Origin of the sequence: Gymnodinialimonas ulvae, assembly GCF_037543845.1 — a bacterium.
GTDB lineage: Bacteria > Pseudomonadota > Alphaproteobacteria > Rhodobacterales > Rhodobacteraceae > Gymnodinialimonas > Gymnodinialimonas ulvae.
Map to the genome: position 1 here is coordinate 1 of NZ_JBBIFX010000002.1, position 17,605 is coordinate 17,605.

General features: G+C 55.4%; 13 protein-coding genes. 7 read left to right on the forward strand and 6 right to left on the reverse strand.

The genetic code is table 11. The features are described 5' to 3' along the window. Positions 1 to 414, forward strand: a 414-nt coding sequence (locus V8J83_RS09815) for a DUF305 domain-containing protein (RefSeq protein WP_339986095.1), incomplete at its 5' end; no start/stop codon positions are given. 17 nt (positions 415 to 431) lie between these two features. Further along, complete coding sequence (locus tag V8J83_RS09820; RefSeq protein WP_339986097.1) at positions 432 to 1,220, forward strand: MauE/DoxX family redox-associated membrane protein; 789 nt, start codon at positions 432 to 434, stop codon at positions 1,218 to 1,220. 337 nt (positions 1,221 to 1,557) lie between these two features. Here the strand turns inward: V8J83_RS09820 and V8J83_RS09825 are convergent, their stop codons facing one another. Continuing rightward, positions 1,558 to 3,492 (reverse strand): TniQ family protein, encoded by a 1,935-nt coding sequence (locus V8J83_RS09825; protein ID WP_339986099.1) that lies wholly within the window; start codon positions 3,490 to 3,492, stop codon positions 1,558 to 1,560. Positions 3,493 to 3,651: 159 nt separating this feature from the next. Here V8J83_RS09825 and V8J83_RS09830 point away from each other — a divergent pair, with 159 nt between their 5' ends. Then, a complete protein-coding gene (locus V8J83_RS09830) occupies positions 3,652 to 4,572 on the forward strand; it encodes a hypothetical protein (RefSeq protein WP_339986101.1) in 921 nt (306 codons plus the stop codon). Between the two features lie 161 nt (positions 4,573 to 4,733). On the opposite strand, the gene V8J83_RS09835 is transcribed toward V8J83_RS09830, so the two are convergent. The 5 genes from V8J83_RS09835 to V8J83_RS09855 form a co-directional block, all read right to left on the reverse strand. Then, on the reverse strand, positions 4,734 to 6,827 hold the full coding sequence (locus V8J83_RS09835; protein ID WP_339986103.1) for a DEAD/DEAH box helicase: 2,094 nt from the start codon (positions 6,825 to 6,827) through the stop codon (positions 4,734 to 4,736). Beyond that, a complete protein-coding gene (locus tag V8J83_RS09840; protein WP_339986105.1) occupies positions 6,824 to 7,639 on the reverse strand; it encodes a HamA C-terminal domain-containing protein in 816 nt (271 codons plus the stop codon). The genes V8J83_RS09835 and V8J83_RS09840 overlap by 4 nt, the downstream gene beginning before the upstream one ends. A gap of 513 nt (positions 7,640 to 8,152) precedes the next feature. Further along, on the reverse strand, positions 8,153 to 9,385 hold the full coding sequence (locus V8J83_RS09845; protein WP_339986106.1) for a DUF3644 domain-containing protein: 1,233 nt from the start codon (positions 9,383 to 9,385) through the stop codon (positions 8,153 to 8,155). A 60-nt stretch (positions 9,386 to 9,445) separates the two neighbouring features. Next, on the reverse strand, positions 9,446 to 10,351 hold the full coding sequence (locus tag V8J83_RS09850; RefSeq protein WP_339986107.1) for a NaeI family type II restriction endonuclease: 906 nt from the start codon (positions 10,349 to 10,351) through the stop codon (positions 9,446 to 9,448). 66 nt (positions 10,352 to 10,417) lie between these two features. Continuing rightward, complete coding sequence (locus tag V8J83_RS09855; protein WP_339986108.1) at positions 10,418 to 11,377, reverse strand: DNA cytosine methyltransferase; 960 nt, start codon at positions 11,375 to 11,377, stop codon at positions 10,418 to 10,420. 684 nt (positions 11,378 to 12,061) lie between these two features. Here V8J83_RS09855 and V8J83_RS09860 point away from each other — a divergent pair. The 4 genes from V8J83_RS09860 to V8J83_RS09875 all read left to right on the forward strand — a co-directional run bounded on the left by V8J83_RS09860 (position 12,062) and on the right by V8J83_RS09875 (position 16,990). Beyond that, positions 12,062 to 12,631: a transposase gene (locus V8J83_RS09860; RefSeq protein ID WP_339986109.1), complete on the forward strand. Its 570-nt coding sequence runs from the start codon at positions 12,062 to 12,064 to the stop codon at positions 12,629 to 12,631. A 446-nt stretch (positions 12,632 to 13,077) separates the two neighbouring features. Continuing rightward, positions 13,078 to 13,809 carry a hypothetical protein gene (locus V8J83_RS09865; RefSeq protein ID WP_339986110.1) on the forward strand — a complete coding sequence of 244 codons (732 nt, stop codon included), beginning with the start codon at positions 13,078 to 13,080 and terminating at the stop codon, positions 13,807 to 13,809. Beyond that, positions 13,809 to 16,028: a Mu transposase C-terminal domain-containing protein gene (locus V8J83_RS09870; RefSeq protein ID WP_339986111.1), complete on the forward strand. Its 2,220-nt coding sequence runs from the start codon at positions 13,809 to 13,811 to the stop codon at positions 16,026 to 16,028. The genes V8J83_RS09865 and V8J83_RS09870 overlap by 1 nt, the downstream gene beginning before the upstream one ends. Beyond that, entirely contained in the window at positions 16,025 to 16,990 is a 966-nt protein-coding gene (locus tag V8J83_RS09875; RefSeq protein ID WP_339986112.1) for an ATP-binding protein, read from the forward strand. Before V8J83_RS09870 ends, V8J83_RS09875 begins: the two co-directional genes overlap by 4 nt. The last annotated feature ends 615 nt before the right edge of the window (positions 16,991 to 17,605 follow it).

A 17,605-nucleotide genomic window follows, 5' to 3' on the forward strand; every position in this document is an offset into this window, starting at 1 on the left:
AACACCTATGCGCTTGATCACGTTTTCTTCTCGCAGACGCGGATGTGGATGGCGCTCTACATGGGTGGGATGATGGCGATCATCATGCTCGCTTTCATGCTCGGCATGTATTCCAACCGGAAAACCAACATCGCAATCTTCACCGGCGCGGCCATCGCCTTCGCCGCCGGTCTCTACCTTGTCCGGTCACAGGATACGGTAAGCGATATTGCCTGGATGAAGGCGATGATCCCGCACCATTCCATCGCGATCCTGACCAGCGAACGGGCGAACATATCCGACCCGCGTGTGCGCGCGCTGGCCGATGCGATCATCGAGGCGCAGCGCAGCGAGATCGCCGAAATGCAGCGGTACATCGCGGATATCGAAGCAAACGGGGATGCACCCGCTGGCACGCCCCGCACCGACCCCTGAGACAAAGGAGATTCATCATGCCCAAGGACACCCGCGACATCGCAGACGTAACGACCGATCCTGCCACCGCCGCAACCGGAAAGACCGCCGTTCTCTACCGCATGGCGCTACCGAACCATCTGTGTCCGGCGGGCCAAAAGGCGCGCTGGCTTCTGAAGTCCAAGGGCTATGACGTCGATGATCGCCTGTTCCGCGAACGCCCAGAGGTCGATGCGTTCAAGGAAGAGTACGACGTTCCCACGACACCGCAGGTGTGGATCGAAGGCGAGCGGGTCGGCAGATATGACGCCCTGCGCCAGAAACTCACCGACTACGATCCTGACGCGACGACCTATACGCCGGTAATCTATCTCTTCGCGGTCGCCGCCGCGACGGCGCTCGCGCTGTCCATCGGCTTTGTCGGCACGATCTCGTGGCAGACGCTCGGTTGGTTCATCTCCGTCTCGATGATCCTGTTGGGGATGCAAAAGCTCCGCGACATCGAAGGTTTCACGACGATGTTCCTCAACTACGACCTGCTCGCGCGGAAGTGGGTACCCTATGCCTATGTCTATCCGTGGGTGGAAACCGGCGCGGGCGTTTTGATGACGGGGATGCTGCTGACCCCGCTTGCCGCCCCGGCTGCGCTCTTTATCGCTACGGTGGGTGCTGCCAGCGTGTTCAAGGCCGTCTACATCGACAAGCGGGAGCTGAAATGCGCCTGCGTCGGCGGCAACTCGAACGTGCCGCTCGGGTTCGTGAGCCTCACCGAAAACCTGATGATGATGGGTATGGCGATAGTCATGTTGGTGTTGGCGGTTGTCTGAAGCTCACTCAATGAAAATAGATTAGCTGCCTGAAGCGTGTTCAGAGGCGTGCCAGACAAAGGTTTTAGCATGAGCGGGCGTTCAATCGCCAATGCCGTAGGTCGGGTTTGTCCCGCATCTTGTGAATTCGACACCTGACCTATGCTGCGATATCCACGAATGGCCGGTTGGACCGCTGCACGGCAGCAGGAACTTTTTCGCACATGCCGCATTTTTCACGCTTCGAGCGCACGCAGCACAAAATCACAATGGCCGAAACGGGCTCATTTAGGACCTTCGCTGCGCGAAACGTAGAGGTCTGCTTCTCCGAACTATCGGCAACCGATGCGATCGCCGTTCAGTTCGACTTCGAGACTAGATCCCGGGGCTTAATTCTAAGCAGGAGGGGTGCAACGTCTTCCAAGAAGTACACCGGACCAAAGTCGATGTCGCTGGGCTGAAACCTCTCGATCCCGGCCGCCTTCAGACGCTGCGAGATCGAACGGCTGCTTTGGCCAAGCCTTGTGGAGAGAAGCTTGAGCGTCGTAAACCGAGCGTGAAATGCAGCCGCGTCATCCTCGGTAACGTAGTGGTCCCGGCGATGCGTCTGCGGGTTGTAGATGACCGTCACGGGCGTATGACCGTGATCCACTAGCAGGCGAAACTCGCGGTGCTTGTTCAAGCCGACTTCGGACGCAAATTCGGACAGGGTGCGATGGTCAGGGCGTTCCGGCCGTACAAGCACATCGACCTCGGACCTGCGGACAAACACCGAGGCGTATCCGCGTAAATCACGTCTCCGTCCAACGGCAAGTGCCCCATCCCAAATTGGTTTCAATACCTTGTCGATCTTGACACGACAGCGCACCGAAGCGCGATGGACCTGCTCCCATTCTTGGTCTTCTGTCGGAATGTCTTGTGCTAAGGCATAGAGCCGTTCGAGGAATGCCTCGGCATCGGCTGGATTCCAGGGCCGTCTAGTGACGTCGGGCGGGAACCGTGGCGTCAAGATCCCGGCCTCGACCAGCGCTTCGAGCTGCTGTTCGCCGCAACCGAGGCGCCTTTGCATTTCCTTCGATCCGACGAGTTGTTCAAACACGTTCATGAGACCTTCGACTTTGGCCAAAGGAAAGGTGAGGCGCGCATCGCTCCGATCATCGTCCACGCAGATCACGCCTTCGGACACAAGAAGACTGCGCATCCGTGCGGGCGATACTCCGGCGTCGGTGGCGGAAGTAAGGACCGAATGCATTCGGCGAGCCTTCAACCTATGTCCAAGCACCTTGGTCCCCGGAGAGACCGCCCAGATGTCCAAAGCGACCTCGCGAAGCAAGCTGCGGAACGGATCGTAACGCGGGTCGTTAGCGGCAGTACTGGCAAGCCAATCATACATTCGACCGAACGCGCTGCGCATCTCATCTTGGGGGCCGGACGCTCGTTTGGCCAAAACGTGGAATGCCCTTTCTATGGACTTTGGCCCTTGGCTCGCGACCTCAAAGCCAACCGCTCTCGGAGCTAGATCGCGTCGAACAAGTTCCGCGCCGAGTAGCTCGCAGAATTGCGCCGCGACATCGACGGAGTGGTTTGCCAGCCAAGTTTCATCCCGTCCGGTCTCGAGGCGTTGGTCAATCCACTTGTCGTATTCGGTTACTTCGCAAGTCGCTACATCCAGCCGCCCTTCCATCAGATCGTTCTCGATTTTGCTCAAGTGAGTGGCGTAGTCGCAGCGATCGGCGATCCGTTTAACAGTCCACAGGGGGACCAGCGGAGATGCATGAGACACGCAGATCACCACATGTCGAAACTGCCAGTCGCCGCGCATGACCATTCCATCTACGGTCGCGAACTCGGACCGATTGGTATCCTCTCGAAGGCAACGCGGGCAGCCGCGAACAGTGGGGTTCATCACAGCGCGGGACACGACGGGCTCACCGCGAAACTGCATCCGCACCCCCTCCAATGGTTGAGGGGTCCAAGAAACCAGCGCTGCGCTCTCCGCCGGGTTTAGGCCGAAGAGTTCAGATAGTTGGTCAACGCTTGCATCCTCAACGGCGATGAGTGGTTTCTGCGACAACCCCAGCTCCGCCGTAAGCTCCCACGTCGAAAGGCCTCGCATCGCCGCAGTGCGAGAAAGGAGGGAAAAGAGCGTCTCATGGCTGCGGGGGGTGGGCCGAACGGGTAGCGAGCGAAGCAAGGTCTTGGTCCAGGTTGATGCAATTAGCGACGAGATACGTGGTCTGTAGGCATATTTCAAAGCCATCTCGGATGAGATCTGCATCTGACGACTGCCCATTGCGTGCCTTCGGTGTGTTGGAAAGTGCAGAACCGCGGCTTCGCTTAAGCCGACATTGCCTTGCCACCTGGAAGTGGAACAGGTTGGCCTTCAGCCAACTTCGCGCCAAAGTGTCGATGAGCGCATCCACGATCACCGAACCGCGATAGGACTTCTGTTTTGCTGGACATCAATGCCCTAGCTGGAACCAATTGGAACTACGATTTTCTTGAAATTTGCAACTTACAAAAGGATCTAAGAACGGGTCGGCCAGGCCTGTCTGGTTATGCGCAAAAGACAAAGCCCCTGTTTGCAAAAATTGCCGATCGCTGGTCGCCGGAATTGCATGCTGAATGGCTGCAGAGGCACTACCTTTGCCTAAAGCTTGTTATGGGTGCGACACTACAGTTTGGCACTGCAGAAAACGCGTATCGTCAGAACCTTCAGATGGCCGTCCCGTATTTGTCTTACTACGGAATGTTCAATGCTGTTCGGGCAAATTTATTGAGTTCCCCTAGATCCGGGTGGGGAAAAAATAGCCTGACGATCGGTCATGAAAAAGCAATTGAAGCATACAAGAGTGAAATCGAGCTCCTTCTCTCTCCTGATGAAGTTAAAGAAGAAGTCGATTTATTCGTGCAGGCCAAACGCGGTAGGGAACTTTTTTCCTATCGCTTTCCAAGTAGAGGAGCTCCTGGCCGAGGTGGCTTCTTTGTCTACCCCGATGAAGCTGAACGTTTCGCTAGGGTTGCAGCGGAGTTGGCTCTGTTCAACTCGTTCTGCCTAGGTGCAGCCATCGACAGAAAGTTTGGTAAGCCAAGTGAATGGGATGGTTACTTTACGGAAGAACGAGAACTTTCTAAATTGTGGGAGCATGTCCTTAAAGGAACTCTCGGAGATGATGACTACATCCACATAGATTCCGCTGACAAGCACAGGGTGGTGAAAATCGCCCGCACGCTTCGCCGACCATTGCCATTTGTCTGGATGATAAGTGAAGGCGGAGTGGAAGACTTCTTTAACGCTTTTGGACCTACCAGAGACTCCGACCACGAGTTTGATCCGGACGAACACTGGAACCGGCTCGTAGAACTACCTTAAATGGCATCATTGCTTCTTCGGTCTCAAGCTGCCGTTAAAGCTAAACCCGAATGCTACTATGGCGCTTCTGAGAAGCTAATACTCAACAGGCAATTCAAGTCACAACGCCTCATTCAATTCGTGCCACAACGAGCGTAGTATTGGCATCCACAACTCCGAGCCTAGTTCAAACAGCGCCTCAGTAGTTCACTTTCAAACCCACTAAACCGGTCGGGGAATTCTGTTTCAAAGGCACTTACAGCCTCGCGTGCCTCCCGGAAGTCTTCTTGCGGAAGGTCGGAGGCCAATCGTTGAATGATTGGAATTGGAACACCGAATTCATCCAACGCCCGCAAGTCACCGGGTATGAACAACCCTTGCAGTTGCGCTGCATAAACCCGGTAGTCCACCTCACCAGCGCCGATGACAACATCCACAACGTCATTGAATGCTCGAAGGACCTGCGGGAAAGAATACTCTGCCCCGCGCATAAAGTTGAAACAACGATCAATCTCTGTTTGCGCGCCAATGCCGGTACCAGAAACAAGACCGTCCATGAACTCCCGAATGGAAGAACTTGCGCGAAGGCGGTTCGCAAAATAGGCAACTTGGCGGGCACTTCTTAGCCCATGCTTGCTGAAACGGAGAACGCTCCACGGTAGTTCAAAAGTTGCTTCTATCTCATCGAAGTCCGGGATGCCCTTCCAACGCAGAAGCGATTCCTTCTTGCTTAACTCTTGTCGGACCAACTCCGCGAGAGAGTTCAACTCATCGACGCCGAATTCTGCCCAACGGGCCAGTACCTCCGGCGGCAGCTCACTGGAGCGAACGATTGCCTGCTTGCGGCGCCTCGCAGGGTCAGACAGAATATCATCCTCAAGCTGCATAAGAAGCTCTGGACGCATCATTTCGTCTGGATTGAACAGTGGGACGTGAACCTCAAACTGTTCCGGCTGCGGTGGCGGATTGTAGAGGAACACTTTACCGATGTTGTGTTTGAACATCCGGCCCGCGCGGCCCTTGATGTTGTCGAATGTGAACCGATCCAACTTCGAAGTGTTGATCTTCCTGTCGTAGATAAAGACGTTCTCAGCAGCCGTATTGATGCCCTCGATCATCGACGAAGTGCAGACAATGGCGGCTAGGTCTCCATCGTTGAAAAGGCTAATCATCAGGTGCGCAATGGAGCGCGGCACTCGTCCATGGTGCATTCCAATACCGCGCTTGACCCCTTTCGCCAGGAACCACTCAGGATGGAAGTTCTCGGCAAGCCATTCGGAAAGCTCCGCTGTGAAATCCTTTTTCCGCGTTAGCTTCTTATCCAGTAATGCTTCCATGAGACGGGAAGCAGACGGCGGTGACTGCACGTAGATCAATGAGTTCGTTCGGCGGACTGATCTCAGGTCTTTCACCAGCTGCTCTACACTCGGGCCGCTCCCGGTCCTGTCGATGATATCGGCAGTTACCGGGCTGTAGCGGGTGCGCACGAATTCGACGTCCTCCCGAAAAGAATTCGCGTTCGGAACTTCGTCGATTGACGGGCCGAGGAAGTAGATTTGCTTCGCGGTCTTCCCGTAGCGGGCTAAGATCGTATTGAGGGCAAGCGAGCGTTCGTCACTCCGCTCAAGGTCCAGCTTGTAGAATTCGTCGATGACGAACAGGTCGATATCTTCGATACGCTCACGTTCAAGAAGCCGTTCCTGCGTGCCAATGTAGATTACGAGTTTCTGCGTAGGAACTTCGTTCGTTCGCGTGATGACCTGATACGCCGGAAAGCGCTTCTCCATCCGGCGTCGGAACTCATCAAGAAGTGCGATTGTCGGGACCACGGCCACGACCGTAGAAGGGCGTTTCTGCGAAATAAGCGCGTCGATGAGAAGGCTTTTCCCGAAGCTGGTTGGTGCTGAAAGAATGATGCTCTTGCCTTGAGCGAGCTTGTTGAAAACTAAGGCTTGCTCAATATGAAAGACGTAGTCCTTCATCCCCGGCACGCGCATCGTTTCCATCGCAAGTTGGTCCCGCCAACTACCCTTCTTGGCGATGTAAGGGAACAGCCCAGCCTCACGTAGGATCGCGTCAATCATCATTGACGCCCCCTCTAAACAAGCCTCTAGCTCACCTCGTCTGTCCAGCATCCGGATTATGAGGTCCAGCGCAGTCGCGGTGTCGGAGTCTGGGGATTGGAAGTAATACGCGATGGACCGCAAGAGCTTGAAGGCTTCATCGCCATCTTCGAGATCATCGGAGATTACGTCTTTCATTTCTTCTGGCGTCATAGGAGACTTTGAACCCGATCATTGAAGCGTTTTTCCAACTTGGCTTTGCAGTCGAGTGGGACGAAAATCAGGACAAACCGGACCTTATCCGGCACTCTCTTGTCGAAGTATTTCTTACATTTCTGGAGTTCTTTTGTGACCGCAGCAACATAGTCATTGTCCCGCGACGCTGCACCCTTCGTCGCGTCGAAATCTGCGGCAATGCAGATTGGAACGACAATTCGTTCTATGATTTTGTCCAGCGAGGTTTGATCGGCGAATAACCAAGTCAGTTCATTGGCGTAAGGCGCATTTGTTTCTACCTTCGGTCCAATCAGAGCCTTCATTTCCTCAAGGAACTCAGTGTCCCAAAGAGGCTTGATCGATTTCAATGCCGATTGGCGAGCTTCGCGGGCGCTCCCGTAGAGCTTTGCTTCGCCCAGCCATAATTCGAGAAGACCGGTTTCCTCGTTCTGCAAAACGTGCGCCATGTCTACGCTCGTTACGCTGTCATTGCTTCGCATCTTGTAAAAGAGGCGGGCGACAAACGGAGAGGTGTCATATTCCTGACGACACAATGCGTGGAGTAGGATTTCGCCGATTTCCCCACGTTTGCTTGGGTCGGATACATCGAAGACACGGCGACACGCCTGTCCAATCATTTGCATCGGGTCTCCGAGTAGAGCGCGACGTTCCTGTGATTTGAGTGCAGCGTCCGGAAGCCAGTCGAATAGGTGGTCCGACAATTTCTTGTAGCGCCAGTCTCCAACTGCATAGTCAGGGCACATTGCAATCGACGAATGATCACCCGTTAAGTCTACGATGCAATCCAAGAGCTTTGTAGGGATTGGAAACTCGAAAGTGGGTATTGGCTGATTCAATTATTGAGCTTCCTTGCTGCATTAGCGATTCCACTCTATCCGCTTAAGAGGGCAGGTAAAGACTGGTGGGCACTAACACCAACCTTGGGGCTATCTGCCCATATATGCCCCAATAGCGCCGACAGTGAACGTTCGGATCCGCCCTCCACGAAGAATGACCTGAGACTTACTTCCTCCTCCATATCAAGGTTGAGTTCGACCTAACGAACCACCGGCGCGGCAGAACGATGGACCAGTTGGTGAAGCTTGCGTCGAGTAAATTCGAGATGGGCTCCGCTTGCAAGATCGGCCATTCCCTTCGCGCCGGAGGTTTCGCGGCGGAAGTCTTGTTACGAGTGCTGCCGAGGAGCACGACCCGATCGCCATCCTGTAGCTGGCGCAGCGTGTTGTCCCGCCAACCGCTCGTGCTGAACTGCAGCGGCCCCACGGGCACATGCCAGCCCCAGCCTTTGGTGAGGAAAAGGGTCACGGCGACTTGTACCTGTCGCCATTCTCTTCGCAGTGTTCGAGCACGCGCTTGATCCAGTTGTCGAACCAGACCCATGTGCCCTTGTAATCGCCTTGGCACCCGTAGCCCTTGCTTTGGTCCTTTGCATCCAGCTTTTGCCAGAGGGCAGTGTGGTCACTGATGCGGAACTTCTTGAAATCAGCTTTCTTTGCGGCATCCACAACCTGCGTCGCAGTGTATCGCTTCTTGTTCACTTCCTTAAGCAAGACCTGATTCACGGCCTCGGCGTCGGCGCTGCCCGGTTTAATGAACTCGATGGCCCGGTCAGCACCTGACGCGCGATTGCTCGTGATTGGAACGAAGGCCACCCGGTACCGGAACGCGGGGTCTGCGAGTTGTTCGTCGGTCAGCCCATTCTCAAACGCACTGATAGACGTAGCGACGTGAGCGGGCAGATCGGCGGCGCGTTTGAGTTGCGTTCTTTGGTCGTCACCGAATGATACGAATTGCAACGCGATGGGCAGGCGCTTTTCCAATCCGTATTGCGGGCCGAAAAGGGACTTTAGTGCGTCATTGAAATTGATGCAGCACGCCTGCAATTCGCCGCCCACTGCGTCGTCGATCCGGCTGGTAGAGCGGTGTTCAATCTCGTGCCGAATCTCTAACAGAAACTCGAGGTTCTTCGTCGCCCCTGCGGGAATGGGGCATCGCACGTGACGCAGACACTTCCCCAACTCCCAATACTTGTCTGCGCCCTGCTTCGTCTTGTCGGAATAGCGATAGTCGATGCCTTCTCGCCGGAACCATGCATGCAGCAAATACGTCCACGCGATCACGCTGGTCACGATAAACAGTTCGGCGCGAAAGGTCAGGCCAGCGCCGTTGAAAGTATGGACCGCCGCAACCATCGCTTCGCGCGCCTTGATGAGCAACTCGTCACCGGCACGGCTCAGGCCCGTGTCAGGATCGACGTCTGGCCACGCCGCGAGGAAGGCGTCCAGCGTTTCATCAGTGGCTGCTTTGACCGCCTTGTGCTTTGCTCCTGTGCGGATTTCACTGAATGCTCGGTGGTTTACTGTCCTGATCGGGCGCGTGAAGTACGCTTGTATGTCTTGATCGGCGTAGCCTCCGCGCGTCAGCATCGCCTTGATTATGGCGACCTCCCACTTCTCAAGCCGGTTGCCCCGCTTCCGTTTGATCTTCGGAACCGGTCCCGAATCTGTTATTGGGATTTTGGCGCTGTCGGTCATACCACCCAAAATAGAGTATGGGCGGGCCGCCGCTCAACCGAATATGGCGCTTAATGGGTTTCAGTTGGCAGGCGACCAATCAAGCGTGATGCCGTTCTCCGCCGCTAGATCCACTTCGGGCTGCGAAACGGGCCGGTAGGAAACAAACTCGCTGCCGGAACAATCGGGCAAGCCCAGCGCCGCGATCAGAGGGGCATCGTAATGCCCCGACAGCAGCAGGATACCTTCGCGGGAGAGGTGGTCCCTCGTGCCCCTGCCATTGTCCGACCTGATGCGCCGCATGAAGTCCTGTTGCTGCGCCACCGCCTCCACCACGTCGCGGGTAATTGGTTCGCGCTGCACCTCGCGGAACAGGTTGGCCATGCGCTGATTGCCCGACTTGCCCGCGAATATCCGCTCTATCACATCGGGCGCGATGGTGCGCCAGAAGTTCGGCGGATACGGGTGGTCCAGCAGAAGCCAAAGTATGTTAGCGAACCCCAGCGCCGATATGCTCTTCTTCGAGTCCTTGTTCTGGCCCAGCGTCAGATAGTCGGGGCGGGCGACGATCAGGCCCAGATAGCAGGTAGCGCGAACTTCATCGGCGGCGACCAGGATGCAGGGATGGTCCACCGCTTCGGTCGGGATCATCCAGTTGCTGCCCATCGTATTCTTGATGTCCACATCGTGCCCCAGGATCACGGTGTCGAGTTTGCCTTTGGGCAGGTTGAGCATTGCGCGCAATTCAATTTCTACGCGCGTACCAATGTAGGTCTTTTCGGTTTTTTCCAGTTCGTCGTAGGAGCGCCGTCCAGTCTTGGGCGTCATGATCACGTCATCGACACATTGGCGCAGCATCACGGCAAACTTGGTCGCTAAGGCGTCACGGCCGCCCGCGCGATTGGCAATATCGGCTGCGATGGCTTGTAACAGCGGGTGGTCAGGGTGACCCGCAACTACCACGCTTTCGGGAATGTTCTTCTTCAATCGCCAGCCGCTCTGAAAATACACGTATTCTCAGTAAGCTCTCACAAATCCGACGCGGTTGGAAGTTTAGCTGTTGACCGCTCGCAGGACGCGCTTGCGCAGCGCCTTGGCGATCTGACACGATACGGCTTGTGCCACCGGGGGCGGAAACGCATTGCCTACCTGCCGATACGCATTCGTCTTTGCCCCGGTGAAGTGCCAGTCGTCAGGGAAGCCCTGTATCCGGGCTACCATCGGTACGGTCAGGCGCGGCATACCGTTGTGAAACGGATCGGGTGCTTCCGGCGCTATGGTCCGTCCTTCGACGCCCAGTGTGGCCCAAGCGGCACGCGCGCGGGTCGGCCCGAGGTCAGGTCCGCCATGCTTCTTGGAGCCGCCCACGATGGTCGGCGCGATTTCGTCGGCCTTGGCCGCCCAATCTTCGGCACCACGCCAACCCCGCGCCGCCATCAGGTCGTGAAGTGTCTCGCCAACCGTGGGCGGGTTGTGTGGGTTAGGTTCCGGCCAGTCGAAATAATCTGCGCGCGCCTTCTGCATGGCGACGATCACCACGCGGGGGCGCAGCTGAGGCACGCCGTAGTCCGACGCGTTCAGCAGCCGCCAATCTGTTTTGTAGCCCAGCTTCTCAAGTTGCGATTTCAGGCGCTCCCGATAATCGTGGAACACTGCGTCGAGGAATCCGCGGACGTTCTCAATCATCACCGCGCGGGGACGAGCCGCATCTACAATGTCGATTGCGTCATTAAACAGGTTACGCTCGTCCTGCTCGCCAAGCTGCTTTCCTGCGACCGAGAAAGGTGGGCATGGCAGACCCCCAGCCAAGAGGTCCATGCCAGCATAGTCGGCTGCACCTTCCTTGAATACGCGCATGTCTTCTTCGATCACGTTCCATTCCGGTCGGTTATGGCGCAACGTATTGCAGCAGTGTTTGTCGATCTCGACCAGCGCGGTGTGGGCGAACCCAGCCTTTTCTAGCCCAAGTGCCTGTCCTCCAGCACCGGCACAGAGTTCTACAGATGTCAGCATGTTGCTCGCCCTCTTTTTACACATACAACCTGTTGCAGTCGCCTAGATCAAGTAACGCCACACTGTGCATACATGTTCTTAATTTGTTCTTATTGTTCTTTGCCACAGATCGCAAGCTCGCGAGCCGATAGCTTCTGCAAGACAGGTTCAGCCGTGTTGCCGCTTGCCCGTCCCGTCAGATTGTAGGCAGAGAGAGTGGCTATGACCCAACCCGGGGTGCTCGTGGACGGAACTGGCACTCTCCGATTGAAGGTGCGCCCTTGCGCTGATCGCTTCCCCGAGGAATGCTGAGTAACCAAAGGTTGCCTCGCCCTGGTACATTGAACCTCTGCCTTCGTGGACTCAGACTCAGCGATCCGAAATGCTTCTACGAAGAACAGCGGTCCCTTGAGCGATATTCTCGGCCGGTCGGCGATCTAAGACCTTCCGCAGCCTAGCCTTCTCTGGAGCCGGAATGAGCTTCGGCACATGGTAGGGCTCCTGCGGCCCAATGAACCGGTCTCGTTCCGCTCTGATGTCATCGAATGTCGGGCGTTTCGTCATTTTGGTGTCCCAGATGTATGTGCCTAGGCGAGCACTGTGTACCATATGTAGCGCAAAGTTCATCCATGCATGTCCTGAGACCGTTCAGCAACGATAGCATGACGCCTACCGAAAACACGCGGCCTCGGATATCTGCAAGACATGAGGCGCCATTTCTTCAACCAAACTGACGAACGGGTCCACTGGCTTACCCTGTTCTTGGGGTTGCCTGCCGAGGGAATCGCAACTCACTTTCCGACGGAAGCCGCCTGTGAGGCTCGAATTGCCGAAGTTCGGTGGCCGAACGGCCCGATCTGCACCTCGTGCTCAGGAAAAAATATTGCCCACCCGACGACGCGAAAACCCTTCCGCTGCCGGAATTGCAACAAACAGTTTTCCGTAACCTCCGGCACGTTCCTTCACGGGCGACGGCTCAGCTTAGAGAAGTATTTTCAGCTGGCAGCCGAGATCATCGATCGTGAAACGAGAGGCTCTAGTCCAACAGGACATGGCATCAAAGACACCTACGGCATCGCGTATGCGACGGCGGTCAGGTTGAAGAAGGCAATCACGGATGAGCTGTCATCTGAGGATGGCGGCCTGCTGGGCCGCTGCATCTGCGTGTGTGAATTGGCCATACCGCAAGATGTTGAGCTTGGTTCGGTTGACCACCTGCAATGGCTGCAAGGCGAACTGGAACGTCGGCGTTGGCAGTCACTTGGTTTTGAGTGAAGTAGACAGCGCGTCCACAGTTTGTAGAACGAGCTCGACTGCCAAGACTTTCAGGAACCGATTTCGCCTCCTAGTTCCCCTTCAAAGCACACCGGCGGGAAGCGCTTAGATCAAGAGTTCGGGTAGGAATTCTCGTTCATACGGCGCAGTTCGACGTGCGAATTTGGTGAAGGGAATGAAAGCTAACTGTATGAAATAAAATAGGAATTGACTCCATCACAAGTGCGCTGAACCCTACCTGTGAAACTATTGAGAGGATTATTACTACGGCGCACGCCAGATGAAGGAAAAGAGTACGCACTAGGGCGTGCTATGAAGGTGGGGCCGATCGCCCGCTTTTGCTTGCAAGGTTTACGGCTTCAAAGCGCCCGAGCAAGCGCGAGCAATACCCCTGTGAAACGAAACTGAATGCCTCGATTGCGCCCGCTTTCGAGAACGGAAAAACTATGACTTATCCTCTGGACTGGGACACATCGACGGGTGAACAGGAAAAACGGCCTGCTTTGGAAGTCGGCGCCGTTCATGAAGTGCTGCCCTACGATGGGTACCGTAATCCACTGACCCGTAGCGCAACGACACAGCGGATCTCAATGACCATCGCCACGCCTGCGACCAGGGGGCAGCGGCAAATTTTCCATTTTGATGGCGGCAGCGAAATGGCCGTTGCTTTGGAGGCGCTCTTGTCACCGGAGCTGCATCATCTGGAAGTTCAGTTGCCCCCAGTTGCGTTTCGTGACTTCGACGGGAAACGGAGGAAGCACAGCTTCGATCTGCGTATTACATTCCGTGACAATTTTCGGCGGGCTGTTTTTGTGCGGAACGGCACGAGTTTGAAAACGTGGAAAACCCAGAATGAAATTGACGCGATTTTCGCGGCAACGCCAAAGTCCTTTGCGGACGACAAGATCGTCGTGAATGCCGATGACTACACTCAGGCCTACCGGGATAATCTGCTTCGGATTTGGTATGCTACGGAAACCAATGACGCAGCCGTCGATGCTTACGTTTTGAAGCGAGCGAGAAAAATCTCGTTCTGGTTTATGCGGGATCTCATTGCTCAGTGCGACATCCACCCAGGTGAAGCATTCGATGCGATCCTCCGGCTGATTGGCCAGCGTGTTCTAGGCGTAAATCATCACCTCACGATCTGCCACCACTCCCGGATTTGGCTCGCCTGATGGTAAACACGCCGACCTACAGGGTCCCCGAGGGCTCGGAACTGATCCTCGATCAGCGGCGGTGGCGCGTGGTCGGTAAGGATCGAGATGGCTATGCCGTGGAAGGCATTGAGGACGGAGAATGTCTGACGCTTCCGTTCGAGCGCGTGGATCAGGCGATTGCTGCGAAAGACGCTCAGCTCATCACGCCGAAGATGGCGGAGAGTAGAAAGAAGCTGCTTGAATTCACGGGTGGATTTGAGCGGATCGAGCAACTTCCTGAGCAAGAGCGCCACGATGTTCGAGCCCGCCTTGGGTTGGTGAGAGCAATGGAGCAACTCGAGGAAGAAGGTTCTAGGCTCACCCAGCGATTTCTTGATCGCCGCGATGTGCGTCAACGTCTCCGCCGTGTGGCAACTGAGCTGACGGACGACAAGAAGCTTTTTCTTTGGGCGCGAATCGGAAGCCCGTCACTGCCCCATGCTTTACCTAAGGGACGGAAGCTGCAGGAAATGCGCCGTACTTTCCTTGAATTTGATCGCAACCCAGTGGTGCTTATGCGCCGCCATCACAAAAAGGGGTGGGAGAAGGGGCGCAGTCGTCTCTGCTTAGTTGGCGAGCGGTTTATCGACTACGTTTTGAACTTGTTCGAGGATCCCAAGCAGGTTCAACTTGGACCGCTTTATGAAGATGCCAAAGAGGCATTCGACGTGCCTGAGGATGCAATCCTACTTGGCTTCAAGTTCCCAACTATCGTGACTGTGCGGAAACGAGCTGCCGCACTCAGCAAACTCATCACGGAGATCGGTCGGAATGGACATCGCTACTCTCGAAACAAATATGGCGCCGGATCCACAAACATCCGTGCCCTGAAATTTGGGGAGTATTGCGCGACGGATCAGATGTATCTTTCGATCTTCACGAACTCCAAAGGGGAAGTGGAGGTCAAGAAGATCGAAGCGAATAAAGAAGGTACACCTCTTGAGGCTGGGGAAATCCGCAGGCTCTGGTTGTTCTACATGATTGATGTGGCGACCCGCATGCCACTTGCCTGGTTGCTGGCGGAGACGGCAGATGGTGATCATCAGAATAAACTTCTTCGAATGGCAATGCGTGACAAAACGCGGGAAAAGGTCCGTTACAGATGCGAACATGATCCTGCGCCACCCGTGAAGCCGAAAATGGTGAGATCGGATAATGGCACTGCTGCCCGCAATGCAGACATGTATGCCAGCCAGCTGGGGATGGGTATCAACATCATGACCGGGCGCGCTTATCATTCGGTCGAGAACACCTATGCTGAACGAGCCCTTGCACCCGTGCAGTGGAAGTTGCTGAATTTCCTTCCCGGTTATACCGGGAGCCGCCCAGGCGAGCTTCATGGCTACGACGGGCAGAAGAACGCACAGATTGATCCCGACGATCTGATGGGCAGGATGACCCGCTTTTTTGTCGATGAGGTCCCTCATTCTTCACATCGAGGTACCGGCATGTATAGCGCCACGCCAAGGCAGGCGTTCGATGAGGCGATTGCAAAGTTTGGGCCGATCGACGCGGTCGATGCGGAACAGCTTCGTCTTCACTTCGGTGAGAAAGTTCCTGCCACTACTACGTCGGAAGGCGTCAGGGCCTTCAACATCCCGTACAATTCAACGAAATTGCAGAATTTCGCTGGAAGCGAAGCGAAGAAGGTCACAGTTTGCCTAGATCCGGACGACCTTCGGCACGTGACTATTCTCAACGAACAGAACACCGACATAATTACGGCAGATCTGCGGATGACCGTTTTCGCCGACCTGACGTTGGAAGAGGCGATCGCGGACATGCGCGCCGCTGTCGAAGACAATCCTGAAAAGCGGGCGCTTCACAATGAGCATTTGAAAGCGGCGCGCGCGCGTCGTGTGAAAGAGTCTGGGTTTTTCCCCGACTCCAATCTGCCCTCATCCTACGTGCGGATTGACGAGCTTCGCAGGCAGGCAGATCAGTTGGCTCACGTCGAGTACATCCCCATGGCCCGCACCGGGCTGACGATCGCCCCGGGCAGCATCATGGACAGATCCTCAACACCTCCCATGGTCTCGGATGCCTCTCCGCCGAGAGAGAAAACGAACTCTGAAAATGCCGAACCCGATACGGCCCCTGCGAGTACGCGTCCGAACGCCGAGAACGCAGCTACGGACACCGCATTCGACATCCAATCAGCACGCACCTTCAAACCCATCACGGAGAGCAAACTGTGAGTGAGTTCATTATCCCTGAAATCCGCAGCAACGCCACAACTCTGAGCGATCGAACTTTTCCTCTCGCTCGGGCGGAAACCCTGAAGAAGGAGTTTTCAAGGCTGGTTAGCCATCACATCGGTTGTCTCGACAGCCGAGCCAGATTTGAAACTGAAGGCCTTTACGTCATCGGGCGTTCAGGGAGTGGAAAGACCAAGGAGATCGCGGAGATCTTGAAGCGGTTCAACGCAAGCGGTGTCACCCTGCCGGATGACCGGCATGCTCGTTTTGCAGAGTGCATTCTGAATGGAACGATTAGTTGGAAAGATCTTGGTCGCAAGACAATTCGCTCTATCGGTTTTCCACTGGCCAGCTCAGCGAGGCTCACACAGTTCGAGATATGGGAACGCGTAGTTACGGAAGCAAAGCTGGCGGGTACCATTGGGATTCACTTTGACGAAGCGCAGCATATCTTCCGGAAAAAGTCAGACGAAGATAGACTCGGAATCCTCGATAGTTTCAAGGAGATGATGAAATCGCATGAATGGCCAATGATTGTGATCTTCTCCGGCGTGCCTGAACTGGAGGGTTATCTGCGCATGGAGCCTCAGCTCTATGGCCTGCTAGATCGTATCGCATTCGAAGACATCAGGCTGCCGGAGAACTTTGAGACGCTTCATGAAATCGTTGGTAGCTATGCGATCAAAGCGGGTCTCGAAGTTGACCCAGGGATCATGACGCATGACTTCTACGAACGTCTGACGGCCGCCGGGGCGTATCGCTGGGGACTGGTTTTCAAGCTTACGATCGGAGCTATTGGCGCAGCGAAGGTAGCGGGAGCACAACAGCTCCGGATTGAGCACTTCATTGATAAGTGGGTTTCGAAAACCCAAACCAATCGAGCAGCAACACCCTTCACGCATAGCAGTTTTCAGACGATGTACAGGAAAGAGCATCCGTTCGTTGAAGCTTTGACCGGATAAGCTTTCGCTCATCAAGCTGTCTGTCATGTAAGCCCGCGTCTCTGACGCGGGCTTTTTCGTGCGTTCTGCATCATCCTTGCAGACTGCAAAAAAGTTCAGAGAATTTTTGCGCGGACTAATTGTTTCGTGCGCGGACTATTTGTTTCTGGACGATTTCCGAATCGCGCAATAGATTGAAATTTTGGGATTTTTCGGATCTTTGCGTTCGTGCAATGTTCTTTTTGCGCGTACTATTGGTTGCTCTGGCACCTGAAAAATATGGCTTATTTGCAAGGGGTTCTGTCCGAGCCTGTAGAAACGCCCGTTTCGTTTTCTGCCGAATTCTCCGAAAACGGGCGAAATCTCGTACAAAACCTGTACAAAATTCGCACGTCTGTGCGGCTTTTGAGGCCGTCCGATGAGCTGGCGGGTGGCGAATGCGTGTGCGGAGCGGAAGTTCGGGAGTGCGACGCGCAAGCAGATCATCATGTTTCTGGCGGACAAAGCCTCAGACGATGGTTCGGGCATCTGGTGTTCGAAGGGGACAATCCAGCGGCATACGGAGCTGGGGGAGACCACGGTCAAGCGGACGATCAGAGAGTTCCTGAAGGAAGGCATCCTGGTCGAAACCGGTGC

What these genes read in the sequence shown, in the direction of transcription:
- V8J83_RS09820 (WP_339986097.1), top strand. Translation starts at nt 432, where the DNA reads ATGCCCAAGGACACCCGCGACATCGCAGACGTAACGACCGATCCTGCC.
- V8J83_RS09825 (WP_339986099.1), bottom strand. Translation starts at nt 3,492, where the DNA reads ATGGGCAGTCGTCAGATGCAGATCTCATCCGAGATGGCTTTGAAATAT.
- V8J83_RS09835 (WP_339986103.1), bottom strand. Translation starts at nt 6,827, where the DNA reads ATGACGCCAGAAGAAATGAAAGACGTAATCTCCGATGATCTCGAAGAT.
- V8J83_RS09845 (WP_339986106.1), bottom strand. Translation starts at nt 9,385, where the DNA reads ATGACCGACAGCGCCAAAATCCCAATAACAGATTCGGGACCGGTTCCG.
- V8J83_RS09855 (WP_339986108.1), bottom strand. Translation starts at nt 11,377, where the DNA reads ATGCTGACATCTGTAGAACTCTGTGCCGGTGCTGGAGGACAGGCACTT.
- V8J83_RS09860 (WP_339986109.1), top strand. Translation starts at nt 12,062, where the DNA reads ATGAGGCGCCATTTCTTCAACCAAACTGACGAACGGGTCCACTGGCTT.
- V8J83_RS09865 (WP_339986110.1), top strand. Translation starts at nt 13,078, where the DNA reads ATGACTTATCCTCTGGACTGGGACACATCGACGGGTGAACAGGAAAAA.
- V8J83_RS09870 (WP_339986111.1), top strand. Translation starts at nt 13,809, where the DNA reads ATGGTAAACACGCCGACCTACAGGGTCCCCGAGGGCTCGGAACTGATC.